This window comes from Endozoicomonas sp. OPT23, assembly GCF_009653635.1.
Taxonomy (GTDB): Bacteria; Pseudomonadota; Gammaproteobacteria; order Pseudomonadales; family Endozoicomonadaceae; genus Endozoicomonas_A.
Map to the genome: position 1 here is coordinate 255170 of NZ_PPFD01000003.1, position 26036 is coordinate 281205.

At 45.6% G+C, this 26036-nt stretch carries 26 protein-coding genes; 17 read left to right on the plus strand and 9 right to left on the minus strand.

All coding sequences use genetic code 11. The annotated features are described in order from the left end of the window. The first annotated feature begins 222 nt into the window (after positions 1-222). A complete protein-coding gene (locus EOPP23_RS06960) occupies positions 223-1593 on the plus strand; it encodes a sodium-dependent transporter (RefSeq protein WP_153765246.1) in 1371 nt (456 codons plus the stop codon). Positions 1594-1911: 318 nt separating this feature from the next. After that, positions 1912-3180: an NRAMP family divalent metal transporter gene (locus tag EOPP23_RS06965; protein ID WP_153765247.1), complete on the plus strand. Its 1269-nt coding sequence runs from the start codon at positions 1912-1914 to the stop codon at positions 3178-3180. A gap of 31 nt (positions 3181-3211) precedes the next feature. On the opposite strand, the gene EOPP23_RS06970 is transcribed toward EOPP23_RS06965, so the two are convergent. The 5 genes from EOPP23_RS06970 to EOPP23_RS06990 all read right to left on the minus strand — a co-directional run bounded on the left by EOPP23_RS06970 (position 3212) and on the right by EOPP23_RS06990 (position 8977). Continuing rightward, on the minus strand, positions 3212-4873 hold the full coding sequence (locus tag EOPP23_RS06970) for a protein kinase (protein WP_153765248.1): 1662 nt from the start codon (positions 4871-4873) through the stop codon (positions 3212-3214). A gap of 247 nt (positions 4874-5120) precedes the next feature. After that, a complete protein-coding gene (locus EOPP23_RS06975; protein WP_153765249.1) occupies positions 5121-6719 on the minus strand; it encodes an ABC-F family ATPase in 1599 nt (532 codons plus the stop codon). Between the two features lie 115 nt (positions 6720-6834). Further along, entirely contained in the window at positions 6835-7221 is a 387-nt protein-coding gene (locus EOPP23_RS06980) for a nucleoside 2-deoxyribosyltransferase (protein ID WP_194842527.1), read from the minus strand. Positions 7222-7253: 32 nt separating this feature from the next. Next, positions 7254-8276 (minus strand): choline kinase family protein, encoded by a 1023-nt coding sequence (locus tag EOPP23_RS06985; RefSeq protein WP_153765250.1) that lies wholly within the window; start codon positions 8274-8276, stop codon positions 7254-7256. A 101-nt stretch (positions 8277-8377) separates the two neighbouring features. Beyond that, positions 8378-8977 carry a TetR/AcrR family transcriptional regulator gene (locus tag EOPP23_RS06990; RefSeq protein WP_153765251.1) on the minus strand — a complete coding sequence of 200 codons (600 nt, stop codon included), beginning with the start codon at positions 8975-8977 and terminating at the stop codon, positions 8378-8380. 91 nt (positions 8978-9068) lie between these two features. Between EOPP23_RS06990 and EOPP23_RS06995 the strand changes: the two genes are divergently transcribed. After that, a complete protein-coding gene (locus tag EOPP23_RS06995) occupies positions 9069-9434 on the plus strand; it encodes a VOC family protein (protein WP_153765252.1) in 366 nt (121 codons plus the stop codon). A 20-nt stretch (positions 9435-9454) separates the two neighbouring features. Here the strand turns inward: EOPP23_RS06995 and EOPP23_RS07000 are convergent, their stop codons facing one another. Next, a complete protein-coding gene (locus EOPP23_RS07000; protein WP_153765253.1) occupies positions 9455-10528 on the minus strand; it encodes a hypothetical protein in 1074 nt (357 codons plus the stop codon). Positions 10529-10696: 168 nt separating this feature from the next. Between EOPP23_RS07000 and EOPP23_RS07005 the strand changes: the two genes are divergently transcribed. Both EOPP23_RS07005 and EOPP23_RS07010 read left to right on the plus strand, forming a co-directional pair. Beyond that, positions 10697-11611 carry an NAD(P)-dependent oxidoreductase gene (locus EOPP23_RS07005; protein WP_194842528.1) on the plus strand — a complete coding sequence of 305 codons (915 nt, stop codon included), beginning with the start codon at positions 10697-10699 and terminating at the stop codon, positions 11609-11611. A 124-nt stretch (positions 11612-11735) separates the two neighbouring features. After that, complete coding sequence (locus EOPP23_RS07010) at positions 11736-12581, plus strand: hypothetical protein (protein WP_153765255.1); 846 nt, start codon at positions 11736-11738, stop codon at positions 12579-12581. A gap of 99 nt (positions 12582-12680) precedes the next feature. Here EOPP23_RS07010 and udp read toward each other — a convergent pair whose 3' ends face one another. Further along, on the minus strand, positions 12681-13442 hold the full coding sequence (gene udp, locus EOPP23_RS07015; protein WP_153765902.1) for a uridine phosphorylase: 762 nt from the start codon (positions 13440-13442) through the stop codon (positions 12681-12683). A 248-nt stretch (positions 13443-13690) separates the two neighbouring features. Between udp and EOPP23_RS07020 the strand changes: the two genes are divergently transcribed. The 7 genes from EOPP23_RS07020 to EOPP23_RS07050 all read left to right on the plus strand — a co-directional run bounded on the left by EOPP23_RS07020 (position 13691) and on the right by EOPP23_RS07050 (position 19327). Further along, positions 13691-14044 (plus strand): hypothetical protein, encoded by a 354-nt coding sequence (locus tag EOPP23_RS07020; protein WP_194842529.1) that lies wholly within the window; start codon positions 13691-13693, stop codon positions 14042-14044. 75 nt (positions 14045-14119) lie between these two features. Next, entirely contained in the window at positions 14120-14770 is a 651-nt protein-coding gene (locus EOPP23_RS07025; RefSeq protein WP_153765257.1) for a pseudouridine synthase, read from the plus strand. Between the two features lie 145 nt (positions 14771-14915). After that, complete coding sequence (locus EOPP23_RS07030; RefSeq protein WP_153765258.1) at positions 14916-15659, plus strand: ABC transporter substrate-binding protein; 744 nt, start codon at positions 14916-14918, stop codon at positions 15657-15659. A 296-nt stretch (positions 15660-15955) separates the two neighbouring features. After that, complete coding sequence (locus EOPP23_RS07035) at positions 15956-16699, plus strand: ABC transporter substrate-binding protein (RefSeq protein ID WP_228550632.1); 744 nt, start codon at positions 15956-15958, stop codon at positions 16697-16699. Positions 16700-16804: 105 nt separating this feature from the next. Continuing rightward, a complete protein-coding gene (locus EOPP23_RS07040; RefSeq protein ID WP_153765260.1) occupies positions 16805-17230 on the plus strand; it encodes a DUF962 domain-containing protein in 426 nt (141 codons plus the stop codon). A gap of 159 nt (positions 17231-17389) precedes the next feature. Further along, a complete protein-coding gene (locus tag EOPP23_RS07045) occupies positions 17390-17989 on the plus strand; it encodes a TetR/AcrR family transcriptional regulator (protein ID WP_153765261.1) in 600 nt (199 codons plus the stop codon). Between the two features lie 105 nt (positions 17990-18094). Then, positions 18095-19327, plus strand: a complete 1233-nt coding sequence (locus EOPP23_RS07050) for an NADH:flavin oxidoreductase/NADH oxidase family protein (RefSeq protein WP_153765262.1) — start codon at positions 18095-18097, stop codon at positions 19325-19327. A 16-nt stretch (positions 19328-19343) separates the two neighbouring features. Here EOPP23_RS07050 and EOPP23_RS07055 read toward each other — a convergent pair whose 3' ends face one another. Continuing rightward, positions 19344-19991: a pyridoxamine 5'-phosphate oxidase family protein gene (locus tag EOPP23_RS07055; RefSeq protein WP_153765263.1), complete on the minus strand. Its 648-nt coding sequence runs from the start codon at positions 19989-19991 to the stop codon at positions 19344-19346. A gap of 132 nt (positions 19992-20123) precedes the next feature. Between EOPP23_RS07055 and EOPP23_RS07060 the strand changes: the two genes are divergently transcribed. From EOPP23_RS07060 to EOPP23_RS07080, 5 genes are all read left to right on the plus strand, one after another. Continuing rightward, positions 20124-21605 carry a PLP-dependent aminotransferase family protein gene (locus EOPP23_RS07060; protein ID WP_153765264.1) on the plus strand — a complete coding sequence of 494 codons (1482 nt, stop codon included), beginning with the start codon at positions 20124-20126 and terminating at the stop codon, positions 21603-21605. A 46-nt stretch (positions 21606-21651) separates the two neighbouring features. Continuing rightward, positions 21652-21912 carry a DUF5062 family protein gene (locus tag EOPP23_RS07065; RefSeq protein ID WP_153765265.1) on the plus strand — a complete coding sequence of 87 codons (261 nt, stop codon included), beginning with the start codon at positions 21652-21654 and terminating at the stop codon, positions 21910-21912. A 152-nt stretch (positions 21913-22064) separates the two neighbouring features. After that, positions 22065-22901, plus strand: coding sequence for a putative RNA methyltransferase (locus tag EOPP23_RS07070; RefSeq protein ID WP_153765266.1), 837 nt, complete (start codon positions 22065-22067; stop codon positions 22899-22901). A 65-nt stretch (positions 22902-22966) separates the two neighbouring features. Further along, positions 22967-23311, plus strand: coding sequence for a DUF2956 domain-containing protein (locus tag EOPP23_RS07075; RefSeq protein ID WP_153765267.1), 345 nt, complete (start codon positions 22967-22969; stop codon positions 23309-23311). Between the two features lie 358 nt (positions 23312-23669). Further along, positions 23670-24434 (plus strand): hypothetical protein, encoded by a 765-nt coding sequence (locus EOPP23_RS07080; protein ID WP_153765268.1) that lies wholly within the window; start codon positions 23670-23672, stop codon positions 24432-24434. A gap of 4 nt (positions 24435-24438) precedes the next feature. Here the strand turns inward: EOPP23_RS07080 and EOPP23_RS07085 are convergent, their stop codons facing one another. Then, entirely contained in the window at positions 24439-25893 is a 1455-nt protein-coding gene (locus tag EOPP23_RS07085) for a DASS family sodium-coupled anion symporter (RefSeq protein WP_153765269.1), read from the minus strand. Positions 25894-26036: the final 143 nt, after the last annotated feature.

The window sequence follows — 26036 nt, forward strand, 5'->3', positions numbered from 1 at the left end:
ATTTCCCCCCAGGATTGTTCAATGTCTGAAAGGTTTGAGCCTGAAATTGAACATTTGTTCCAAATATTGCCTGTCAGAGCGGTCACCAATACTGACAATCCTTGTGAATCCTTAAAGTCGAGGAGCTCTTATAGGTGAACCCAATTTATAAGCACCTTAAGGATCATGTCCTAAACTGTATCAATCGAGAGACTCTTATAACTTCAGGTCACAAGAATAAATATGCCATCGGATACATCAACTGCCTCACCTATAAGAACAGGCTTCAGCTCAAGACTCGGCTTCGTGTTAGCCGCAGCAGGTTCTGCAGTTGGTCTGGGCAATATATGGAGCTTTCCAACTCAGGTCGCTGAGAATGGCGGGGCAGCCTTTGTACTGGTATACCTTCTTCTGTCTCTGGGGCTGGCATACCCGGTACTGGTGGCCGAGCTGATGATTGGTCGCTATCAGCAAAGAGACCCGGTTACCGCTTTAGAGCAGCTATCCAACAAGCCTTCTACTCAACTCTTTACTCGAATCACAGGCATAACTGCGGTCTTCTTCGTATGCCTGATCTTTTGTTTTTACAGCATTGTCAGTGGCTGGCTGCTTGGTTTTACCCTGTCTCCCATTATCCGCACTCTGGGCCTTGATGGTATAAGCCAGTGGCTGACCAGCTTTTCCCCCTCCAGTAACTGGTTTCTGGCAACCCTGTTTATTGCACTGACTTATTCAGTGGTTGTTGGCGGTGTAAAAAAAGGCATCGAACGCTGGTCGAGCCGCTTAATGCCACTACTGATTTTGCTGCTGGTCGGCCTGATCTTGTCCATGCTCAAGCAGGACGGAGCGATGGTCGGTTTACAGCATTATCTACTGCCTGACTTCAACCGCATAAACGGGCAACTGGTCATGAGTGCTCTGGGGCAGTCGTTCTTCTCTATGTCGCTGGGTGTAGGTGTCATGATTGTCTATGGCTCTTACCTAAACCGTGGTGCCAATCTTCCGGTAACGGCTCTTCAAGTCTGTCTGATGGATACCGGCATCGCCTTTCTGGCTGGTTTATTAATTGTTCCGGCACTGTTTGTCGCACAACATTCAGGGATAACTATTTTCACTGCAGATGGCCTGCTTATCAGCAGCGATACTCTTGTTTTTCAAGTGTTGCCTGCCTTGTTTAATAATATGGGTATCAGCGGCTCCATCGTTGCATTGGCCTTTTTTACTCTGATGACCATTGCTGCACTTACTTCTTCAATTTCCATGCTGGAAGCACCCGTCGCCAGTTTGACAGAAAGGCTTGGCATGACACGCAGAAATGCCACTCTTGTTATTTCTGTCATGGTGATGCTGCTTACCACTATTGTTGTTTTTAATTTTGAACAGTTATTCTCATTGATCGTTACCTTAACCACTCAATACGCACAACCAATAAACAGCCTGCTGTTCTGTCTCTTTGCTGGCTGGCTGATCGGTCGAAACGAGAAGCTTAAAGAAATAAGAAATGGCTGGCCAGAAGCTGAACACTCCCTGTTCTGGAAAATCTGGCCCTGGTACATCAAGGTTGTCTGTCCGGTTTTAATCACTGCCATTATTGTTTATAGCTTTTCAAGTTAACCTCCCCAATCTTTCGAAGTACGCTCAAGTACTTCGAACTGCACTCTAAAGTCCTTTAAAAAACCTAATATAGATTCATTTTTTCTATGGAATAGTATTTACCACTATGCCATGATCGCGTCATTGCAGGCCAAAAGTCCGCAATAAAAACAACACCTTACGAATACCTTCGATAAGCCACCACATCAGGATAGGCAGTATGATTCAATTTTCCCGTACCTTGATTAGAATAAATCGTCCACTGGGAGCCTGGCTCTGCAGTGACAACTCCATGAACACAACCACCAGCGCGAAGCCGAGAGCGGGAGTTGTTCAGCCATGACTAAAGCATCCGCACCCTCTCTTCCTGTTCAATCGTCACAACCAGTTTCTCTTTCATCACTCGGCCCCGGCATCATGGTGGCAGCAGCCGCTATTGGTGGTTCCCATCTGGTGGCGTCCACTCAGGCAGGTGCCCTGTTTGGCTGGCAACTGGTCGGACTGATTATTCTGGTCAACCTGTTTAAATACCCTTTTTTCCAGTTTGGTGCCCGCTATGGTGCTGCAACAGGTGAAAGCCTGCTGGCTGGTTATGCCCGCCTTGGACGACCATGGCTGATGATGTTCCTTGGCCTGAATCTTTTTTCCAGTGTCGTTAATGTCGCAGCACTTCTTGGTCTTACCGGCGCACTGATTACCTGGTTTATTCCGGCAGTGTCAGCTCAAGTGCTTGCTGCAGTTGCTGCTCTTATCAGTGGCCTGATTATTCTTCGCGGCCATTACAATATGGTCGACTCCGTGTCCAAATGGATCGTAGCCCTGCTGGCTGTAATCACAATCATTGCGGCAGGTCTGGCCTTCAGTACAACGACAACAATAAGTCCGGATTTTGTAGCTCCAAGCCCATGGACACTGGCTTCTCTTGGTATTCTTATTTCCCTGATGGGCTGGATGCCAGCACCGGTGGAAGTTTCTGCCATGAACTCGGTCTGGTCGCGTAGTAAATTCAGTGACCAGAAACGTCCTGATATGAAAGCCGCTCTTTTTGATCTTAATGTCGGTTATATCGGTACCGCGCTGTTAGCGTTAGTATTTCTGGCTCTGGGTGCAAAAATTCTTCACGGCACTGGAGTAGAATTACCAAAAAGCGGAGCTGCCTTCAGTGTTCAGCTGGCGAACCTTTATGCTGCTGCAATGGGCGATTGGAGTCGCTGGTTAATGATGACCGCAGCCGTCTGCTGCATATACAGTTCAACCCTGACCTGTATGGATGGTTACAACCGGGTCAACAAAAGTGCCTTTGATAATTTAAACGGCCGTGACAGTGTTGATACCGAGAGTCCAAAGCTGGTGTTGTTAATGACAGCCGCCTCACTCTCCCTGGTATTACTTTTCCCCGGAACTATGCTGGCCATGTTGAAATTCGCCATGATGACAGCATTTCTGACAACACCTGTGTTTGCCTTGATGAACTATCGATTAATTAAGGCTGATCATGTACCTGAGCAGTATCGCCCCGGTGCACTTCTAACGGTATGGAGTCAGGCTGGATTGATCTTTCTGGCAGGATTTGCGTTGCTGTTTATCTGGTGGCAATGGTTGATGTAAAAGCTGTTAGATAAAGTCGAATCACAGCCTCTTAACCTTTAAAGAGCTTGATTCGACTTTCAAGCTCGGCTGCGGCAAGGTTCATTTGTCGCAGCCTTAAATTCATATAAAGTAACTCTTCTTCATCCGGTGTTTCTCCTTCGTACCATTTTTGTCGTTCCTTCTCGATTCCTTTCATCAAAGTTCTGTGTTCACTTTTCAGCTGATGAAGAGATAAGCGCTTATCAAGATCTGTTACTTTTTTCTGAGCTCGATAGAGCTCCTGCTTAAGCTCATCCCAGTGACCAAGACTGTCAGGTCTCTCATAGGCTTTCTCGGCTTTTGCCAACTCCGATAGTGCCTCAGCGTGTAATGTCTGTAACTCACCAAATGACAGATTATCGCCTCGCAGCTTTTGAAATAACTGACTCGCTTCTGCCATTGTGCAGCGTTTTTCAGGGTCCGGATTCAGCATTTTTTCCAGAACCTCACTCAGTTCTGGAACACCGTCTTCTTTTAATTTTTTGCGAACCAGACTCATACATCTTTTATGGCCATCAGGATTAAAACTCCACTTTCTATTTGTTTCATCATAATTCATCCAGATACCAGGCCTGATGCCGGTATACATTTCCATCATCATTATTCCGCACGCCCATACATCCTTTTTCAAAGACTTATTGGTTTCGGCAATCATAAATTCGGGAGAGTTGTAGTAAGGTGCTCCTCCAATCAGGCTGGTTAGTTCCTGATTCAAATCACTGGAGGAACCAAAATCTATAACAGACAGTTCCCCTGCATGATTAATCAATAAATTATCCGGCTTTAAATCATTATGCAGAATATTCTGTTCATGAAAGCTCGCAACGTGAGAGAAAAGTTGTCGTGTAATATTATGAGCCATTGCCTGAGGCAGTGGCTGAAAAACACCTGCCTCATCAGTTACCAGAAATCCTCTGACACTGTAGCCACCATCCGTCATGACTATGGGGAACTCCTGGTCATCGAGATCCATACCTAGATCCACAACTTTGACATTACCAGGATCCTGATTCTGTAAGTTTGATTCCTTCAGGGCAATACCGTGCTTGAACTCTCTTTCTGCCAGACTTTTGTTTTCATGCCCCTCTGCCAGTTTTCGTTTTTTCACAACGTAGGTTTTATCAAGGGTCAATGGATCCCATTCAGGCTCTACTTCCTTTTCCTTCCAGATCTGATCGACTAACTCTCCCACAGCACCCTTCAGCTGCTGAAAAAAGGATCTATCTTCCGCCGCTGACTCGGAAGATGCAGGTTCTGGCTCTTGTTTTGCTTCTGATAACACCTGCTTTCTTTTTGCAGGGAACACCACCGCATTGTTGCCAGCACCAATAGCTTCTTCAGAACCACTCTCCAGATCACCCAGCTTAGGTGATGGCAAGACCTGCCCTCGGTATTTAGGCAGAGACTCGGTAACCCGACTTCGACTGAGGTATAACTCGTACTCCCTATGCTCTTCAACACTTCGACGTTCCAGCATCGCCTGATATTTTTCAGGCGGTAGTGCATCAGGGCTACCTCTTTCAGAAATAGATGATTCAGGCTTTACGCTTCGATGGTTAAACTTTCCTTCATCAGAAGACTTACCTGCAAAATTCGACGCGTCTTCAGCCACTGGATAAATACCGGGATTATTAACGCTTTCATTACTTCCTATAGAATCTTTTCTAGCCATTAAATAGCTCGCTAATCGACAGCTTGGGATATAAGGAAGATTTCGGCCAGTAAGGTCACCTCTTTATTAGATCAAGCACCAAATGAAATATATTTTTATTTTAATTTCAATGAGTTAAAAGGTGACTACAGATAAATATTCAATTTAGGGGGGAGAGAAAGTAACTATTTGAGGAGAGTACTAACGATAACGGATATGAGTAATAAAAAGAGAGCAGCTGGTTTGCTGCTCTCAAGACACAGAAAACTTAGCCTTCTACAACGCCCTGACTCTTCAGGTAATCGTCGTAAGTACCATGGAAATCAACAACGCCTTCGTCAGTGATTTCAATAATACGAGTCGCCAGAGACGATACGAACTGACGGTCATGACTGACAAACATCAGTGTGCCCGGGTAGTTTTCCAGCGCCAGGTTCAGTGCTTCGATGGATTCCATATCCATGTGGTTGGTCGGTTCATCCATCAGCAGGATGTTTGGCTTATTCTGGATCAGTTTACCGATCAGCATACGACCCTGTTCACCACCGGAAATCACCTTAACTGACTTCTTGATATCGCTGGAGGAGAACAGCATACGACCCAGAGTGCCACGAATGGTCTGCTCGTCTTCACCTTCATTCTGCCACTGGCTCATCCAGTCAAACAGATTCATGTCTTTTTCAAAGTCGGCACTGTGATTCTGGGCATAGTAGCCAATTTCGGCATTTTCAGACCATTTAACAGTACCGCTCTTCGGCGCCATTTCCTGGGCCAGAGTGTGGAGCAAGGTTGTTTTACCGACACCGTTCTGACCAATGATTGCTACACGCTCGCCTACCTCTATCAGCAGGTTTACATCTTTGAACAACGGCTCTGAATCATAACCCTGGGTCAACCTGGTCACTTCGAGCGCATTACGGAACAGTTTCTTTTCCTGATCAAAGCGAATGAACGGGCTCTGACGACTGGAAGGTTTCATCTTCTCGATCTTGATCTTGTCGATCTGCTTGGCACGAGAAGTCGCCTGTTTGGCTTTGGAAGCGTTTGCAGAGAAGCGGCTTACAAATGACTGCAATTCAGCAATCTGTGCTTTCTTCTTGGCATTATCAGACTGCATGCGCTCACGAGTCTGTTCAGCCATGGTCATGTATTCATCATACGAACCAGGGAACAAACGTAATTCACCATAATCCAGATCTGCCATATGGGTACAGATACTGTTCAGGAAGTGGCGATCGTGAGAGATGATGATCATGGTGCAATCACGCTGTTTCAAAACACTTTCCAACCAGCGAATCGCATTGATATCCAGGTTGTTGGTAGGTTCGTCCAGCAGCATAATATCCGGATCAGCAAACAAAACCTGAGCCAGCAGAACACGCAACTTCCAGCCAGGTGCTACTGCACTCATCAGGCCATAGTGCTGTTCAATAGGAATATCCAGACCCAGCAGCAATTCACCTGCACGGGCTTCTGCAGAGTAACCGTCCATTTCACCGAACAGAACTTCCAGGTCAGCAACCCGCATGCCTTCTTCTTCTGTCATGTCCATCTTGGCGTAGATGGCGTCTCGCTCGGACTTTACTTTCCAGAGCTCGGCATGGCCCATAATAACAGTGTCGATAACACTGTATTCTTCATAGGCAAACTGATCCTGACCCAACTTGGCAACACGTTCGTTCGGGTCATAGTTCACATTACCGGAGGAAGGTTCCAGCTCACCGGTCAGAATCTTCATGAATGTGGACTTACCACAGCCGTTGGCACCGATCAGACCGTAACGGTTACCGTCACCAAACTTAACGGAAATGTCTTCAAACAGCGGTTTATCGCTGAATTGCATGGTGATATTTGCTGTGGTGATCAAATTCGTTTTCCTGTAAATAGAAAAAATCAAAAAAGGCTGCGCAGATTAACCTGACAGCCTTTTACGATCAAAGAGTTTATTGCCCATTCATTCTCTATAAAGAGTAACAGAGATTTTAATACCGACTGAAGTCTATGTCCGCCACATCATTGTAGTGGATTACCCTGTCAGCTGTGCCTAATACGGTGGTACTGACTTCAACACCTTCTTTCAATGTGACAACCAGCGGAATACCCTTCGCTCTGGCGTAGCCGGCTTCAATTCCCAGCCCAATACCTTTTTCAGAAACATCGATAACAACAAGATCCGATCCATCTATTTTGGCAAAGGTGTCTGCCATAATGGTGTCAGGTTCAAAGTGCTGGTCACCCCATTTTTCGAGATCTCTCACAACACAGTATGAGCTCCAGCCAAGAGCTTTGAACTTCGCTTCAAATTGTTCAATTAATTCTCTGTTGCGGTTATCAGAATGGTACTTGATACCAAAATACACTTTTTTCATTCGAACTTACTTCATTAACGAGCAATAACAACTCAGTTCAATCTATGGAAAGTTTTCTGTAATCGATCATAACGTCTATTGCCGTAGTCAGACAGACTCGCATCACCAGCTTGCACTTTATACAGAGCCCAGACAGACCAGAGTAAGTCCTGGGCATTCTGCCAGTGCTCAAGTCGTTGGTGTTCTTCGGAGCTAGGCTGACGCTGGAAGTAGTTTGCCAACAGTTGGTGGACCTGTTCTTCATTTAACTCTGCTTCCAGCGCACAGGAAGCCAAATCGAACATGGGATCATTAATGCCTGAGTATTCCCAGTCTATTAAGAACAACTGCTCAGGCCTGTCCCGGCGGTCTCTGCCGAAAATCAGATTTTCCGGAACCAGATCATTGTGGCAGAGGCTCGGCGGCTTCTTTGAATCCAGTGATTCCAATCTTGAATTAACCCACAATTTTATTCGTCCATAAGATTCTGGAAACTTCGCCCCTGTATCAATCACAAGTTTTTCATAATGCTCCAGCATGCCTCGAAAGTTAAATGGCTTCGCTTTGCTGGCACTCAGTCCATGCAGTTTTCTAAGGCAAGCGGCGACTTCCGGGAGGTTCTTTTCAATGTATTGCTTATGATAGGTAACACCTTCTACAAAAGCTGTTGCTTTAACACCACTTTCAACATCGAAGTAAATAGTTTCTGCATCAAGGCCTTCTCTTTTAATGATCTCAAGGTGTTGATATTCCTGAGCTCGATCGATCAAGGCTTCCGTTCCTAAACCAGGAATTCGTACTACGAATTCCCGTCCTTTATGCTCTCCATCTTCCAGCAGCATCAGAAAATTTTCATTAGTTAGTCCGCCGCCCAGTGTATCCTGCCAAACAACATGTCGTGTTTCGATATCCAACTCTTTTGTCATCTTCTTAAGCTGGCCTGCTGTTAATGGCTCAGATACAGGGCATACTTTCGCACCACGAAAAGAAAAATAAACTTTCTGCTTTAAAGCTGCGCTTTCTTTATTAGGGAATAGAGAAGCACCCTGCAATTCAGGGCTGACAGACACATCCATTTGGCACAGTCCTTTTTATTATGACTTTCATGCCTTGGACTGTGGTTATTCTGAGGGGTTCATAACAAGGACGACAGGACAGCTGACATCGTTCTACCAGGTCAGGCTTTAACTGAATGCACCGCCAGATCAACAACGGTGTCTACAGTTTTCTGGTTCAATCGGTGAGCTTTGCCATCCATAAACATTCTGGAGTAGTGGGCTTTCATCAAAGTGTGGAGAACATCGGCTGTGATTGCAGTATCAAGATTCTTTCGAAAGTGCCCTGAATCGATACCGCCCTTCAATTGTTTTTCAATTTGCAGGCGCCAGCGTCGATTGGCCTGCGAGATCATCGGCCAGCGTTCATGCAGCATGGGTTCATCCCAACTGATGATTGCCATCAGTAAGGGCATCTTATTCATCGCATCAAAGGGAGCACGAAGCGTTCGTGTCAGAGTAGCGATCGGATCATTGCTTTTTTCGGCTACAGAGTAAGCCATAGACATGTCATACCACTGTTCCATCGTATGTTTCAGAACCTGTTCAAACAGCTTTTGCTTGCTTCGAAAATAGTTAAAGATCAGCCCTTTGGAAACACCCGCTCTTTCAGCAATAGACTGAACTGAAGTGCCGTTATAACCCTTCTCTGCAAAACAATGACAAGCTGCTTCAAAAATAACCTGCTGTTTAAGCTGGCTCTGCTGCTCTCGAAGATTCATAAACGTCCCTGCTCTGTCTGCTGCCAACCCTCTGTCCAAAGCGAGAGTAAACTATCCTGAATGAAGAATAAAAGATTAAAGGAGTGAGACGATGCAGGAGTTACGTTTTCATCACGTTGGTATTCCCACCAGCGAAACTCTGCCGGAAGAAGACTATAACCAGGCCTTGAAACTTCACGCTACCGGCTACTTTGATTCGCCTTACGCGATTGAGTGGATGAATTTTGATGATGACAACAACCTTCCAGATATCATCAAGCAGGTTCCCCACGTGGCTTTTGTGGTTGACGATATTGAGGCTGCTCTGGAAGGAAAACAGATAGTTCTGCCACCGGAGAGTCCTGCCGAAGGCGTCACAGTCGCTTTTATTCTGGATGGTCGAAATCTGATTGAACTGATGCAATTTGACCGGCCAGAGCAGGAAGTCTGGCCGCATCCGTGTAAATTCAAACTATGAACGAACGAACGGACTGATAACTAATAGAGCAACTTCCCTTGTCGAGCATGATCATAAGCCGTCCACAGCGCTGGCACCAAAACCAGAGCGTTTGCAATCAATGTCCCCCCCCAAAATGCTACGTCTCTCAGTTTATAAGCTGGAGAACTTGGCACGCCGGCTTCAAATAACTCTGATGTCACTTCCCAACTGAATGGATATAAAAGCACAGCCAAGGTGATATACGACATCGATGTGGTTTTACCGTTGCTCATCTGATGTCCCATCTGACTCCAGTCTTCGATATAGCTATAAAAGGGAGTCTGATACATTTCCTGATCGAAAACCCTGATGATTTTTGCCAAATCTCTGGCTGGAAAATTAGACTTCATCAGCCATTCAGCCATCCCTTGTTTCTGATAGTCTCCGGAAGGCCCAGTCCTCTTTCGAGCGGCTACCTGTGCCGCAGCAACCCCGACAGTAGTAGCGACATCCAGACAATAAAGCTGATCTTTGACCTGAACGACATCAAGTCCCAGTGACGAACAGTTGTAGGCATGTTCAAGCTGAATACTGTCCATTTCATCACTGTGCTGACTGGTGTGGCAGGTCAATGTACTACCTAAGCTACCTTCTTCTGGCCAACTCAGACCCTTATCACAATATGACTGTACATAAGGTAAGTATCTCTCCCTTCTATAAGGATTTTCGGATTTTTCAATAGGCTTTAGCAGTAACGCGGCAAAGCTTGCTATACGGGAAGTATGAAAGGGCACTTCTCCTGAGGCCATACCTTCATCCGGCAACACAATATCAAAACCCTGCTCCTTGAGTTTACAGGCTCCTGGAAGAACGATCGGTAAAAAACCAAGAACCTCTTTCCCTAATGTGTAACGGGCACTGTGCTGAACAAGACTCAAGCGATCTTTCTCTGAGTCATAGCTAACCAACTCTTTGAAGCACTCTGATTCAGTTATTCCTTTCCTGCAGTATTGTGTTAACTGCTCAAGGTATTCACCTTCAGGCAACCCTGTTCTTTCATCAAGACAGCCATTCACAGAAGCCGCTGACACCAAAACAGGCACTAGTAGCAAAAACAGAAGAGAGTATTTCATACTAAAAGTAATCTTTATGTCTGATTTATTTTGAATACCAGCCTAGACCAGCTTTTTGAAGTTGCATGAGTTTCCCTTAATTAATTCATTGACCAAACTGTATTTTTTGGTCAATGAATCTTATGTACTCTGCGTTTTAGATATAAAAACAATAAAAAGGACATGATCATGGAACTCATAGGCCAGAAGATTCTTATCACGGGTGCGACCGGCCAGCTTGCCTGGTACATCGCCTCCAACCTGGCAAAAGACAATGACGTTCATGCCATGGCACGCTTCAGCGCTGAAGGCAGCATGGATCGCCTTTTGGAAGCTGGCATGAGCTGCATCAAGCGTGATTACGCTTCTGATGACCTAAGTGATATCGAGCCGGATTTTGATTATGTTCTGCACTTTGCCACCTACCAGATAGCGGGCAGTGAAGACTTTGATGAAGCTATTCGCGTGAATGCTGTCGGTACCGGCAAGTTGATGCACCATTTCCGCAATGTGAAAGGCTTCTTCTTCAGTTCAACCTGCTCTGTTTATCAGCCAGCTGGCGCAGAACCAAGAAGTGAAGATTCTCCTCTGGGCGACAGCATGCGTGGGCATGCACCAACCTATTCCTTCTCCAAAGTAGCTGCTGAAGCAGTGGTTAAATTCAATGCCCAGCAGTTTAATATTCCAACGGTTATTGCCCGTATGAACGTTTCCTACGGCAACAATGGGGGCCTGCCGGTTCTGCACCTGAATAACCTGAGAAACGGTGATCCGATCTACCTTCACCATGAAAAGCCTAATTACTACAGCCCAATTCATGAGCGTGATTACTTCGATAAAATGGTTCAACTGCTGGACCATGTTTCAACGGAGCCTACCGTAGTGAACTGGGCGGGCAGTCAGATTGTCAGTGCCGAAGAGTGGTGTGAGTATATGGCTGATATTCTCGGCGTTAAACCTAACTTCGTTTATATGGACCTGATTCCGGGTGCTCCTGCTGACACCAGCAAGATGGAGGAACTGGTCGGGAAGACCAGTGTTGACTGGCGTGACGGTATGCGTGAGCTGATTGAACAGGAAGCCGCTGATTACCGTCAGAAGTAACCATCCCCAGTAAAAACCTCTCCCGAGAGAGATACCTTTCATCAGAAGGTCATCATTCTCGGGAACTTATCACCCTCCTCTGGAACAAATATGTATACACATTAATTTCCAGGGATTGGTCATAATGAAAACAAATGGATTACTTCGACTCTTACTGATTACAGTACTATTTACCACTCTCCATGCACAGGCTGAAACCGCAATGACGGTGTCAGGACAGCCTTACTGTCTAATGGATCCAGATCCTTATGCCTGCATTAAAAGCGGCGAATCCCATGCCGATTTATGGCGGTGGAAACATTATACAGAAACAAAATCTCTAGCGGCTGCCGGGTTTACTCTCGATAAAAACGACCATTTCCTTTGTCGCGCACAAGTTCCTGACTCTAACAAATGGTACGCAGGTTATTTGATTAACTCAGGTCAAAATTGTCAGTTGATAACCAGGGATGAGGCCCCTGCTGAATTTGAGTTACCCAACGGTGTTGCAATGCTCGAATTCGAATGGCAAAGAGAGGATTATATTCCAGAAAAAGCAATGCGCTTAAGTAGCAATTATTCACCGGAGCTGAAAAAAGTTTTCCCCTCTGAAGGCAGTGAAACCTGGTGCTGGTTTTATACAGATGAGGACATTTTCTTAGGTGTTCTGAAAGTTAACGCTGCAGGAGAAAAACTCTGTCGTGCAAGGAGAAGCAGCCCTGGAGAGACTATTAACAGTAACATCGCTGCTAATGTCGCAGGTACTATTGAAAGTAGTCAGGAAACGAATACAAACAATCTTGAAGTTAATTTCAACAACGAAGTTGAAAAAAATACCAGTAAGTACCTTAGCAGTCGTTATTACAGTGTTTTTGCTTACAACGAGTTTAAACAGCATGAAATACTTTACCCTGTTGCTCCTGAGACTGCAGCCTTTTATATAAGTGTTATGGCGATATTTGCGCTCACATGGTATTGCACTGGATGCTGAGTTATTACTAACAAATGGTTTCAGGAAGGCATCTCTGCCCTCCTGAAGGAAAAACGATACAGATCAAACTCTGTCTCAACCAGCATCGTTTACAATCAATCAGCTATTAGCCATCTTTCTTGCCGCTTCCACTACAATCGCAACAACGTTGGATTCAGTGTTTTTCATCAGGGATTCATCCGGAATCTCCTGCTGAGTGCGGTTAACAATAACACCGGCAACACAACCTGCTTTCCAGCCATTGCTTGCGCACATGGTCAGCAGGGTCGCTGATTCCATTTCATAGTTCAGTACGCCCATTGCCTGCCATTCCGCCATGGAATTCTGGAAACGACGAACCACACGACCGGAAACTGTGTCGTAACGTTCCTGACCCGGGTAGAACGTATCGGAAGAAGCTGTCACACCTACATGAGGCTCCTTACCCGCATCTCTGGCAGAGTCTACCAGGGCAGAAGTGCAGACAAAGTCAGCAACAGCGGGGAATTCCATTGGTGCAAAGTGCAGGCTGGCACCGTCCAGACGGACAGAGCCGGTAGTAACGATGACATCACCTACGTTAACGTTTTCCTGAATGGCACCCGTAGTACCTACACGCAGAAAGGTATCAACACCCAGCTGTGCCAGCTCTTCAACGGCAATGGAAGTAGATGGACCACCGATACCGGTAGAACATACGACAACAGGCTTACCATCCAGATAACCCAGATAGCTGGTAAACTCACGAGTACTTGCCAGTGCTTTGGCATCATCCATCAGTGCTGCGATTCTCGCAACACGCTCAGGATCACCTGGAACGATAGCTACGTTAGCACCGTCCAGCATTTCTTTGGTCAGACCTAAGTGGAATACAGAACTCATCATTGCACCTTATTTAATGATGAAAAAGTAATGACACAAGACTACATCAGTTAAAAAACAACCACAGTAAAATCCGGTTGTTTAACATCATAAATTTAAGAACCGCTATTCATCATTATTGAAGATGCAGTTTAGAGTACTCAGGCTTTATAACCACTCAGGCTCTGTAACTGCCGGGAATAAATCCTTCACAATTTAAATTCTTTGCCATACTGGACTGCACTTTTTTTTAAAATCGGAGAAGAGTTATGCGTAACCTTCAACCGCTCTGTCTGGCCGGCCTGTTTTCAATTTTTTCATCACTCTCAATAGCAGACACTACTCAGGTCATGCTTTGCGAGACAGAAGAAAACATGGCAATTCCAAGCATTAAGGATGCAAAATTCACCTGTTACGTTGAGGGTAAAGCGAGCAGCGATTATACATCGGTGTTAAAAGCCATGCAGGAAGGCTGGAAGCCTTTTAATACCAGCGTTGGTAATGGAGCGACGGGCACTTATGAACAAGGGGCTAATGATAAATATCTGGAAAGAAGTAATACTTTTACAAAAATCATTATTCTGTTGGAAAAAAAATCAGAGCTTATTATCCCTGAACAATAGAGCAGGCAGGTTTCACTACCATCTGGCTGCCTGCTTCAGTGATAATGCGTTATTTATTAAGCAGAAGTAGAATTGATGAGCTTTATTGTCCCCCCCTGTCCGGAGGAGCTGGCCGAGCTATACAGAGATGACCAGATTGTTGTGGTCTCCAAGCCTTCGGGTTTGCTCAGCGTACCCGGTCGACCACCTAACGACAGTGATAGTGCACTGGGCCGCCTTCAGGCGATAAACCCTGAAAGCAGGGTTGTACATCGACTGGATATGTCCACATCCGGCTTGATGGTCTTCGCATTAAATGCCGACAGCCACAGGCATCTCAGCCGTCAGTTTCAGGACAGAAAGGTCAAGAAAGGCTATGCCGCTGAAGTCTGGGGTAAACCTGAAAAACCTGAAGGTGAAGTGAACCTTCCTCTGTGCTGCGACTGGCCAAACCGTCCAAGACAGATGGTAGACCATGAACTGGGAAAACCCTCGCTCACTAAATATCAGCTTATGGCTGATGACAGTGCTCACGGTAGAGTCTGGTTAGAACCTGTTACCGGTCGCTCACATCAATTGCGAGTTCATATGGCCGAGCTGGGGCATCCTATTATTGGCTGTGAGTTTTATGCCCATAAAGAAGCCAGAGAGTATTCCCCAAGGCTTCACCTTCATGCCAGTTTCCTCGAATTTACTCATCCGGAGACTAATGAACGGATAACGTTCAATAGTCCTGCGCCATTCTAAGCAGGCCAACTTAAACCTTTAAGTCGGTCTGAAGTGGAAAAAGTGTTGCTCAACATTGGTCGTTTTTTAGCATATGCTAGCCACCATAAATATCTGGCGACTCTCAAACAGATGAGAGCTATAAACACGATAATGGAAGTTGTACATGAAACCATTTACCAGACTCGGACTTTTAACTTTTGCCTTAACCTTCAGCATGCTCACTCAGGCAGCTGATAAACTGACTCTTCTGACCGAAAACTACCCTCCGTTTAACATGAGCATTGAAGATAAGAACTTTGCTCGGTCCAGTGGTATCGACGGAATATCAGCGGATATTGTTCGGGAAATGATGAAGCGGGCCAAGATCAATTATTCCATGACTCTGCGCTCTCCCTGGAGCCGTATCTACAACATGACTCGTAAAAAAAGCAATTACGGCCTGTTTTCAACAACTTTGACTGAAGAACGCAAGCCTCTGTTCAAGTGGGTGGGCCCACTGGTAGAAAATGGCTGGGGGGTTTTCAAGAAAGATGGTAGCCAGATTCAGATATCTTCTCTGGAAGATTTGAAAAAGTATAAGGTAGGTGGATATAAAGGGGATGCCAGCACCGAGTTTGTTAAATCCCATGGCATTAAAGTTATAGAAACAGCTCTGGACAAATATAATGCAGAAAAGCTGGAATCCGGCCGTATTGACCTATGGATCTCCAGCCGCTTTACCTCTTCTCATATTGCAGAAACTGCCGGCGTTCCAGCTCCGGTAGCCATTCATAACCTGAAAAATGTTGACCTCTACCTTGCTCTGAACCTGAATACCTCAGACGCTATCGTTAAGCGCTTACAAGCGGCTCTAGACTCCATGAAAAAAGACGGCAAGTTTGACGAACTGATGAACAACTACCTCTAGCCAGTCTGTTGAAAATAAATGGAATTAAAAATCCATATATTTTCACGCTGTTTAAGTGTCTAGACACGCGATATTGAATATTAAATTACAGCTTTCCCGCCTGCGATGGGCAAGCTGTTCACGAGTTCGGAAGTCTGGGCACTTGATAGAAGACTCCTGACCATTATTAATAACCAGATGGTATGAAAACATACTCAACATTTATCTTATTTTGACATAAGCTAACACTTAGAAAGTACCTGACACTGCTTTCAAAAAACCAAAAGCTATAAAAAAAACAAAAATGGATGTTGTATATGAAGTCACTTGCCAGACTCGGAGCCTTTGCTATAGCACTGGCTTTCACTTCACTCAGCCAGGCCGCAGACAAAATAACTCTTCTGACCGAGAACTACCCTCCCTTCAACATGAGCATCGATGACAAGAACTTTGCCAGAGAAAGCGGCATTGATGGCGTCTCGACCGATATTGTTCGGGAAATGATGAAGCGGGGTAACATCAAATACTCCATGACTCTGCGTTCCCCCTGGAATCGAATTTATGAAATGACTCAGAAAAAAGACAACTATGGTCTCTTTTCAACGACCTATACAGAAGAGCGTAAACCGTTGTTTAAATGGGTAGGCCCTTTGGTAGGCAACGACTGGGTTGTTTTTAAAAAACCCGGCAGTGCTATCAAAATCACATCACTGGATGATTTAAAGAAATACAAAGTGGGCGGTTATAAAGGCGATGCCACGGCTGAGTTTCTGAAATCCAAAGGCATTGATGTTATTGAAACGGCTCTGGATAAACATAACGCCGAGAAGCTTGCCGTTGGCCGAATTGATCTCTGGGCATCCAGCAGATTTGCCGCTCCCTATGTTGCCGAAGCAGCGGGGGTAGAGATTCCGTCGGCTATCTATACCTTCAACAGCGTCGACTTTTATCTGGCTCTGAATTTGAACACGTCAGATTCTATTGTCAGCCATCTTCAGTCCGCTTTGGACTCAATGAAGAAAGATGGCACCTTTGACTCCATGGTCAAAAACTACCTTTAATTGTTCTCTATAAAGATAGAGTGGAACGTAAGTTCCATTTTATCTGTCTCACTGCTACATTGACTGTTCACCTGATATTTAAAATAAAAATAAGAAGTGAGCTCTATGAAGACCATTAATGAGTGGTTCGATGCCTATGGAGAAAGCCACCAGAATCCTATTAACAAACTCATTCACTGGATCTGTGTACCTGCCATAATGCTCAGCATTATTGGCATGCTCTGGGCATTGAGTCCTTGGCTGGTGTATGCCGTTATGGCCGTGACCCTGATATTTTATCTCAGCCTGTCAGTACCACTTTCCGCTATTATGCTGGTTATTTATGCATTCATGATTACTATTGCTGAGGCTATGGGGTCATCATTACTATCAGTCAGTATCTGTATATTTGTTGTCGCATGGATCTTCCAGTTTATTGGTCACAGTATTGAGGGCAAAAAACCTTCCTTCTTTGATGATGTGAAATTCCTTCTCGTTGGACCGTTGTGGTGTCTAAGCTTTCTGTTTGATCGCTGGAATCTTAAGTACTGACCCATGCTTGTTATCAGTTTGATGTCTTTTATAAACGATAGATAAAAGACATTAATCGCTTACTATTTATACCCATAATCTCTGCTCGATATAAATCTATAAAACTATAGCTGGAATATATCTATTGAATTAGTAGACGACTGGTCATATTATCCTGCCATGGCAAGACCAAGACGAAGCGAACACAGCAAGCAGTCCATTCTTGAAAAGGGTGTAGAGCTGCTCTCGGAACAGGGCTATCACGGCACCGGACTAAAACAGATTCTGGATGCTGTTCAGGTACCCAAAGGTTCTTTCTATAACTATTTCCCGAGCAAAGAGCATTTTGTTGCAGAGGTTATTGAGCACTACAGTGAAGCGGTATCAGTCGCTACAGCAGATAACCTGAATACTGATGGGCTGTCGCCAAAAGAAATAATACGGGCAACCTGCCACTTGATTGTTCAGTTTCTGCATCAGGAAGATTGCAAAAAAGGCTGCCTGCTTGGCAACCTTATTGCCGAAGTCGGTGGTACTCATAAGCTCTGTACAGCAGCACTGGTACAGGCAAGAAAACGTTGGCTCGAAGCTTTCCAACAGCTGTTTGAACAGGGACAGCTGGCGAGAGAATTTCGTACAGATATTTCTGCTGAAGAACTAACGATTTTGTTCTGGAATATCTGGGAAGGCAGCTTGCTGCAAATAAAGCTCGAAGGCTCAAAAGACGCCCTCGACCGTGTACTAGATCAAACATTGAACACTCTTTTCCGACCCTGTTAGTCGTCTGAGAGTGCGGCCTGGAAAAGGCCTGATAAAAACCGGGATAACTTCCCGGATTTTTTTAAATCAATTAAAAGACGACCGGTCTAATTTAGAGAATATGCTATGAACGACACTATTCAGCTAAACCACGCTCTTGAACTGAACTCCGGGATCAAGGTTCATAACAGACTCTTTAAGTCCGCCATGAGTGAGCAGCTTGGCGACAAGCACCTTAACCCAAAACCTGAGCTGGTTGAGCTCTATCGTGTATGGGCTGAAGGCGGCATTGGCATTTCGGTGACCGGTAACGTTATGGTTGATCGTTCTGCACTTGGCGAGCCACGAAATGTCGTTCTTGATCAACACAGTAATCTGGATATGTTCAGGTCATGGGCAAAAAACGGCACTCAGCAGAACACACAACTCTGGATGCAGTTGAATCACCCGGGAAAACAGGTGCCAGCCATTCTCTCCGAAGTACCTGTTGCACCTTCAGCTATCCCTCTGACAGGCGGATTGGAGAAAGGGTTTAATACTCCAAGAGCTTTGACTGAAGCTGAAATACTCGAAATCATTGAAAGATTTGCCACTTCCGCTTCTCTGGCCAAGAAAACAGGTTTCACAGGCATTCAGATTCACGGCGCCCATGGTTATCTGGTTAGCCAGTTTCTATCACCTCGTCACAACCAGCGAACGGATCAATGGGGTGGTACACCTGAAAACCGCATGCGTTTTGTGCTTGAGGTATATCGTGCCATACGAGAAAAAGTGGGCAACAATTTCCCCGTTGGCATAAAACTGAATTCGGCAGACTTTATGAAAGACGGTTTCACTGAAGATGAATCCATGACTGTCGTAAAGGCACTGGACAGTGCCGGTATTGATTTGATCGAGATATCCGGCGGTACATACGAATCACCCAGTATGATGGGTGCCAATGTAAAAGAGAGTACACGACGCAGAGAAGCTTATTTTCTGGAATACGCTGAACAGGTACGCCAGCATGTATCAACACGGTTAGTGGTCACCGGCGGTTTCCGTTCAGCAAAAGCGATGACCGAAGCTCTGCAATCCGGTGCCACCGATATGATCGGTGTAGCCCGCCCTATGGCTTTGCAACCAGACCTGCCAATCAGGCTGATCAATGATCCTTCATATCGAATCGAGCTGCCTAACCCGACAACAGGCATTGCTGCCATGGATCAAATGTCCATGCTGGGTATCACATGGTTTGAAGCCCAGCTGCAGCGTATCGGAAAAAAGCAGCAACCGAAGCCAAAACTTTCTTCCTGGTTTGTAGTTTTCCAGATGTTTGCCGGCCTCGGTAAACACGCTTTCCAGAAACGAAGAGCCTGATACTGACGTATTCGGATTACAGCCACGCTTCACTGTAATCCGGAACCTTAACCTCTGGCTGGTTATTACTATCAGCCACCATTTCAGTGACCGACTGCCGCAGCTTAATCTCGCCCGTCCATACCGGTAGATCGAGATCTTCCTGATCTTCATTTGCCGGTCCTGTTCTCACTTTTACTGACACTTCTTCCAGTTCAATGGCCAGTATTGATGTAGCTTTCAGCTCTTTCTCGGTAGGAGCGCGAACCTCTTCCCAACGACCGGGAGCAATACCGTCAAGAAAGGCTTTCAGGGTATCGTTGGTTTCAACCGGATCATCAACCACCCTGAACTGACCAAACACGACAGCCGAACGATAGTTAGTGCTGTGATGAAAAGCTGATTTGGACAGTACCATGCCATCAACAATGGTTGCTGTAACACAACAGTTAGCGCCTTCAGTCAGAGCCTTGATCATTCGGCTGCCTCGGCTGCCATGAATATACAACTGATCACCCTGACGCCAGCTGAGCATCGGAATAACATAGTTCTGATCATCAACAGCAAAGCCAACATGAGCAATACGGGCTTCATCCAGAATCTGGTACAGCATTTCTCTGTCAAACACGGCTCTTTTGGGGCCACGCTTCACTCTGGTTTTTGGTGTTTCTTTTATAGGTTCCATCACTTTTTCTCCTGCCGAACACAGACTGTGAACAAAGAGTACTGAGCAACTGGTTCTTTCTGCAGAGCCAGTTTTTATTTTTTCATAGAACCAATTCAGTCATACTTCCAAAAAACAAAGCTGTGAACAGCCATGAATACACGAGCCAAACCGTTGCTTGCAGAATTAACGACCATTTCTCTTGAAAGCAGAAGCAACGAACCCAAATTCAAAGCACTCTACCGTGAACTACGGCAAGCCATTCTGGCTGGTCGATTCAAGTCCGAAACCCGCCTGCCTTCAACCCGCAGTCTTGCACTACAACTGTCGGTTGGTCGCAATACCGTACTCAGTGCTTTTGACCAATTGATTGCCGAAGGTTATCTGGAAACCCGCAAAGGGGCAGGCACTTACGTTGCTTCCGAGTTACCCGATCACTGGATTTCAGCAAAGCCTTTAAACAAAAAATCCTCTGTAAAAAAATCTGAAGCCATTGCGCTTTCAAACTATGGCAAAACACTGAACAAGGAATCCATCAGAAGCGAATACGGCAACCAGTCGTTTGCCGTTGGTGTACCGGACCTGAAAGCTTTCCCACACAAAACATGGAATCAAATCGCTACTCAAATCAGTCCAACAGGTTTATCCGGACTTATGGGGTACGACGACCCCAAAGGTTACCAACCTTTAAGGGAAGCGATTGCTGATTATGTCTCTTCCAGTCGAGCGGTTAACTGTTCGCCTGATCAGGTGCTGGTAACGTGTGGGGCTCAGCAGGCGCTCGACCTCTGTGCAAGGCTGTTGCTGGATACCCATGATATTGCGGCAATGGAAAACCCTGGTTATATCGGTGCACGCAGAGCACTGACCGCAACAGGTGCAAAGGTTGAACTCTGCCCTGTTGATGATCATGGCATCAATATTTCGCCATTAAAAAAACTGAGCAATCCACCAAAGCTCTTATATGTCACACCTGCTCATCAGTACCCTCTGGGCGCCATGCTGCCACTGGAAAGACGACTGAGTTTGCTTGAATGGGCGACTGAGAATAACTGCTGGATTATCGAAGACGACTACGACAGTGAATACCATTATCAAAACAGGCCCATCGCCAGTCTTCAGGGCTTAGCCGGTAATGATCAGGTCATTTATATGGGCTCATTCAGCAAAGTATTGTTTCCATCTCTAAGGCTTGGTTATTTGATACTGCCTCCTTCTCTGATGCCAATATTTACCTGTGCTCGACAGGAGCATTCAGGCCTGATTCCGATCCACAGTCAGGCAGTGACCGCCGAGTTTATGCAGCAGGGTCACTTTGGGCGACACCTTCGGAAAATGCGCGTTTTGTATGCAGAGAAACTGGATTGTTTACTGAAAGCCTGTGAGCAATTAAAGCCTTGGTGCACGGTTCATGCTTTAGGGGCTGGCATGCATCTGGCGCTGGAGTTTAATTCTAAGATGTCAGAGTCGGAGGTATCTAAAAAACTACAGCAGCAGGGTGTTCTTCATAGCAGGCTAAGTCACTATTATCAGGGACAGAGTAAGAAACAGGGGTTGGTTTTAGGCTTTGCCAACAGTTCCCTTAATCAGATCAATACGGGAATTACAGATATAAGAAATGTATTAAATTCATGAGCTATGATTTACTGTTTTAATAACAACCGCTGATTGGACGGAGTCGATGAAGAAGCTCAAGAATGAAACCGAACTGGTCAGGGAGGCTCTACGCATTGGGGCTGTTTATGCGGAAAAACGTCAGGCCGCTCAGTTCGAACCCACTGACTCTGCAAAACAGAAGGTTGAGTACCTTTATCACCTGCTGGTTCACGATAGCCTGATTCAACCCTTAGTAAAAGGTGAAGAAAGTGAACCCAATATGCGCCGTAAACTGGCTCTCTGGATTTCCCGCCGTTTGCCTTCTGATCATCCGTTGATGAAATAGATCACTGACATAATAATTCAGACATCTTTTCCCGCCGGAGGCGGGTAGAGATATCCATACATTGAATGAAGTGTCTGTTCATTCAGACTCTGTTCAATATCAGGCTCTTTCAGTAAACTGGCCGACCACTATTATTGACCGGCCCGTTCATAATGAGCCTGAAGTTCCGCTGCCCCGTTTGCCACTCTCAACTCTCTCAACCTGAAACACCTTCTCAAGGTGTCAGCTGTGAGAACAATCATCAGTTTGACCGTGCCAAACAGGGCTATTTGAACCTGCTGCCAGGCCATAAAAAGAAAAGCAAAAATCCCGGTGATGATAAAACGATGGTTCAGGCCAGAACCCGTTTTCTTGATTCTGATTGCTATCGCCCTGTGGCTGAAGCTCTGGTCAACAGTATCAAATCTATTGCCGACAACGACTCTCCAGTTATTCTGGATGCGGGTTCAGGTGAAGGCTATTACACTGACCTGATCAAACAGGCTCTACCAACATCAGACATTGCAGGTCTCGACATATCAAAGCCTGCCGTAACAGCCAGTTGTAAAAGAAACAAAAGCATTGATTGGCTGGTTGCCAGTGTGAACGATATTCCTCTGATGGATAATAAGCTGGACGCTATTGTCAGTATATTCTCCCGCTGTGACTGGCAGGAGTTTGGTCGCACCTTAAAACAGGGGGGCCATGTTTTTGTACTGGCTCCGGGCGCCGAGCATTTGATGGCACTTCGTCAGGCTATCTATGAAGAAGTGCGCCCCTATCCGGTTGATAAGCTGGTGACTGATCTTCCGAAACAGTTTGAGCTGGCTGAATCAAAAGACGTTCAAGGCACTATGAAGCTCACCTCAAGCGAACAGATTCTCGACCTGTTGGCAATGACACCTCATTACTGGCACGTTAAGCCGGAACAGAAGCAGGCTCTGGAAAAGCTGGACAATCTGGAATGCAGCTTTGATATGAAGCTTTATATTGTTCGCAAAGTCTCTTGATTAAAAAGTCACCTAACTAAAAACAGTTTCCTGATTAAACACTTATTAAGGCAAGACCAATATCAATGGCCAAAAGTAATCGAAATAGCGCGCCCAAAGCTCAGGAAGAAGCGATTAAAATAGCTAAAGCAACCCAGCGCCCTGGACAAAATAAAGAGCAGACCAAACTGATTGCTAAAGGCATTCAGAAAGGTATTGAAGAGTACAAAAAGCAGCAGAAAGAAAAAGCCAGAGAGCTGGATAAAACCTTAAAGAAGGTAAAACGTTCTGCCAATGAGAAGCTTGAACCGGAAGTTATTCAACAAGAAAAGATTGTCTATCGCCAACACTGGTTACCATGGATGATTAGCTTGGTCAGCCTTTCTCTATTGGCACTACAGTTCGCATGGAGTGGTGTTTCTCTGCCTTAAACGGGCTAACTCATTAAGCTAAAGACTACGAACTGCAAGGGTAAGAGAAATCAGCTAGCAAAAAACAAAATCATTACTAATATTTATATTCAATATTTTCTGTTGAATGAAGGTAATGGCAGTGATCAGTTTTCATCGCACTCTGGTTCCCCTACTCACTGCCCTTGCCCTGTTCAGTTTCTCTGCACTGGCTGAGCATCGAAAGTGCCATAACTGCGGACAATGGTACTTCAGTGAATCGCAATCCCCTTTTTGTCCCCACACAGAGATACCTGACGCCCCTGATAGTTCTCACTCATTGCACTCGCTTTTCTCAAGAGAGCAACTGAGTACTTTCACGATGAGGCAAGCCTTAGACATGATTGATATGGCTACTCACTGTAAAGGATTCACGCTCTTAAGGTTTCCTCTTGCTCAGATAAGCAAAGCACTTGAAAAATACCACAGCACACACGGTGAGATAGGTGAAGGAAGGCTAAGAATGGCCAGCGCCGTGGGGTATTTTCTTTACCTCTTCACTAAACTGAATTATCTGAGAAATTCAATTCCCAACAACGGTTATTTCGACGAAAACCGGCACTTTGTCAATGATGAACCCTCTCTATATGTTCAATACATGGCCACTGTCATTCAAGAGAAGGGAACCACCATCGTATCGCTTGCTAATTATGGCGGAATTGAACCCTTCTCGCAGCTGCAAGAGACCGCACTGAATAATGAGATTCTTCTAAACCGGCACATCGAGAACATAAACAAGAAAATAGAAGAACTGCTTCAGAGTGGTCAAACATTTATTAACATAAACTTCTATGCCGAGAAGGAAAAAACCAAAATAATGCTCTATCAAGTCTCTCAAAACCTGTTTGTTCTGGTTAATGAGATGGGTGTATTCAGCCAAAATAACAGCATTTTTCTGACACAAGGTCAGGTCATTGAGCTGCTACAGGGTATTTATCATTTTTATTGGGGACATTTAAATCCAACCACTGACCATGACATCTTATGGGAGCATTCTCAAAACGAAATAGCTGCCCTTATACCCCAGAACATTAGGGAAATAAACGTTGTTCCAGTGGTTGCCGCTGCATTACTTCTTGGCATTATTTACTGGTTCAACAAATAGGCTTTCAAATAAGCAAATAGCACAAGCCGGTAATTAATAGAATACCCGCAAGGTTAAGAACTGCACCACTACGAACCATCTGTCGTATAGACAACATTCCTGCACCAAACACTATGGCATTAGGTGGTGTTGCAACTGGCAGCATAAAGGCACAACTGGCCGCTATAGCTGCTGGAATAGCCAGCATTTCCGGGGTCATACCTAGGGATACAGCCAGGGCTCCCAGAGGTGGGAGAAATGCAGCGGTTGTAGCCGTATTACTGGTAATTTCAGTCAGGAAGATAATTACAGCCACCACAACAGCAATGACCACAATCGTCGGTAACCCTTCCAGTAAATTAAAATTGGTGGCAATCCATTCAGCCAGACCTGTTTCCCTGATGATACCCGCCAGGCTCAACCCGCCACCAAACAACATCAGAACATCCCATGGTAAACGTCGTATATCTCTGACACTGAGCAGGAAGGTCAGCTTTTTGAACTGAATGGGAATCACAAACAGCAGGCATCCGCCCAACAGCGCAATAGTAGTGTCTGTCAGATTGATACCAGGAATCACATGATTCAGCCACGGGCGGATAATCCAGGCAGTTGCTGTCAGGCCAAAAAGAGAAGCCACCCACTTTTCAGCCTTGCTGAACGATCCAAGGTCAGCCTGATGTTCTTTCAGCGTCTCCCTGATAGCACTGCTCTCCCCAGATTCAAGCTTATAACCACCATGTCCCAGCCACCAGCCAGTAACCATCAGCATCAAGAGCATCACAGGTACGCCAATCAACAACCACTGCCCAAATCCAATGTCCAACCCATATTGTTCACTGAGAAAAGCAGCCAGCAGTGCATTGGGCGGTGTACCAATCAGTGTACCAAAGCCTCCGATAGAAGCACCGTAAGCAATCGCTAGCAGAAGTGCTGTTGGAAACTGTCCATGACTGCCTCTCTCCTGTTGCATCATGGCAATCACTGAAATACCAATAGGCAGCATCATGATGGCTGTGGCGGTATTGGATACCCACATACTGATAAAGGCCGTCGCCAGCATAAAACCAATTACTTGCCTGCGTTCACCTGTACCAGATTTCAACATGGTCCATAGCGCCAGTCTTCTGTGCAGGTTCCACTTCTCCATAGCCAGACCGAGCATAAAGCCGCCCATAAACAGATAGATCACCGGATGAGCATAGGAAGAGGCTGCTTTATTAAGCGTGGTCAGCCCCATTAATGGCGCAAAAAGAAGCGGCATTAATGCTGTAACAGGGATAGGCAGTATTTCCAGAGACCAGAACACCGCCATCATCATAGCCAGGCCAGCGCAGTGCCAGGCCATAACCGACATTCCATCCGGTGCAGGCAATATAAAAGTCATAAGCAGCAGCGAGGCTCCGGCCAGCAAACCGGACAGCCAGAGCGCAGGGCTTTTGACCGGTGATTGTTCCTGCTGAGGGGCTGGCTGATTCATGCTGATTACTCTGGGAATATTCTTTTTATTCTTCGGTCAATACAGGGAATTGTTGATCGCTGTTCCGTTATCATCAGAGGAGTAAGTGTGCAGACACACGTAATCGAATATTAAATGGCTCTACCCCCGCCGATGACGGGGGT

Excerpts from the sequence above, each read along its gene's own strand:
- EOPP23_RS06960 (WP_153765246.1), top strand. The coding sequence starts at position 223 with ATGCCATCGGATACATCAACTGCCTCACCTATAAGAACAGGCTTCAGC.
- EOPP23_RS07070 (WP_153765266.1), top strand. The coding sequence starts at position 22,065 with ATGAGCCTGAAGTTCCGCTGCCCCGTTTGCCACTCTCAACTCTCTCAA.
- EOPP23_RS07050 (WP_153765262.1), top strand. The coding sequence starts at position 18,095 with ATGAACGACACTATTCAGCTAAACCACGCTCTTGAACTGAACTCCGGG.
- EOPP23_RS07030 (WP_153765258.1), top strand. The coding sequence starts at position 14,916 with ATGAAACCATTTACCAGACTCGGACTTTTAACTTTTGCCTTAACCTTC.
- EOPP23_RS07055 (WP_153765263.1), bottom strand. The coding sequence starts at position 19,991 with ATGGAACCTATAAAAGAAACACCAAAAACCAGAGTGAAGCGTGGCCCC.
- EOPP23_RS07005 (WP_194842528.1), top strand. The coding sequence starts at position 10,697 with ATGGAACTCATAGGCCAGAAGATTCTTATCACGGGTGCGACCGGCCAG.
- EOPP23_RS06985 (WP_153765250.1), bottom strand. The coding sequence starts at position 8,276 with ATGGATGTGTCTGTCAGCCCTGAATTGCAGGGTGCTTCTCTATTCCCT.
- udp (WP_153765902.1), bottom strand. The coding sequence starts at position 13,442 with ATGAGTTCTGTATTCCACTTAGGTCTGACCAAAGAAATGCTGGACGGT.
- EOPP23_RS07045 (WP_153765261.1), top strand. The coding sequence starts at position 17,390 with ATGGCAAGACCAAGACGAAGCGAACACAGCAAGCAGTCCATTCTTGAA.
- EOPP23_RS07010 (WP_153765255.1), top strand. The coding sequence starts at position 11,736 with ATGAAAACAAATGGATTACTTCGACTCTTACTGATTACAGTACTATTT.
- EOPP23_RS07025 (WP_153765257.1), top strand. The coding sequence starts at position 14,120 with ATGAGCTTTATTGTCCCCCCCTGTCCGGAGGAGCTGGCCGAGCTATAC.
- EOPP23_RS07035 (WP_228550632.1), top strand. The coding sequence starts at position 15,956 with ATGAAGTCACTTGCCAGACTCGGAGCCTTTGCTATAGCACTGGCTTTC.
- EOPP23_RS06980 (WP_194842527.1), bottom strand. The coding sequence starts at position 7,221 with ATGAAAAAAGTGTATTTTGGTATCAAGTACCATTCTGATAACCGCAAC.
- EOPP23_RS07020 (WP_194842529.1), top strand. The coding sequence starts at position 13,691 with ATGCGTAACCTTCAACCGCTCTGTCTGGCCGGCCTGTTTTCAATTTTT.
- EOPP23_RS06965 (WP_153765247.1), top strand. The coding sequence starts at position 1,912 with ATGACTAAAGCATCCGCACCCTCTCTTCCTGTTCAATCGTCACAACCA.
- EOPP23_RS06990 (WP_153765251.1), bottom strand. The coding sequence starts at position 8,977 with ATGAATCTTCGAGAGCAGCAGAGCCAGCTTAAACAGCAGGTTATTTTT.
- EOPP23_RS07060 (WP_153765264.1), top strand. The coding sequence starts at position 20,124 with ATGAATACACGAGCCAAACCGTTGCTTGCAGAATTAACGACCATTTCT.
- EOPP23_RS07065 (WP_153765265.1), top strand. The coding sequence starts at position 21,652 with ATGAAGAAGCTCAAGAATGAAACCGAACTGGTCAGGGAGGCTCTACGC.
- EOPP23_RS07000 (WP_153765253.1), bottom strand. The coding sequence starts at position 10,528 with ATGAAATACTCTCTTCTGTTTTTGCTACTAGTGCCTGTTTTGGTGTCA.
- EOPP23_RS07040 (WP_153765260.1), top strand. The coding sequence starts at position 16,805 with ATGAAGACCATTAATGAGTGGTTCGATGCCTATGGAGAAAGCCACCAG.
- EOPP23_RS07085 (WP_153765269.1), bottom strand. The coding sequence starts at position 25,893 with ATGAATCAGCCAGCCCCTCAGCAGGAACAATCACCGGTCAAAAGCCCT.
- EOPP23_RS06970 (WP_153765248.1), bottom strand. The coding sequence starts at position 4,873 with ATGGCTAGAAAAGATTCTATAGGAAGTAATGAAAGCGTTAATAATCCC.
- EOPP23_RS06995 (WP_153765252.1), top strand. The coding sequence starts at position 9,069 with ATGCAGGAGTTACGTTTTCATCACGTTGGTATTCCCACCAGCGAAACT.
- EOPP23_RS07075 (WP_153765267.1), top strand. The coding sequence starts at position 22,967 with ATGGCCAAAAGTAATCGAAATAGCGCGCCCAAAGCTCAGGAAGAAGCG.
- EOPP23_RS07080 (WP_153765268.1), top strand. The coding sequence starts at position 23,670 with ATGATTGATATGGCTACTCACTGTAAAGGATTCACGCTCTTAAGGTTT.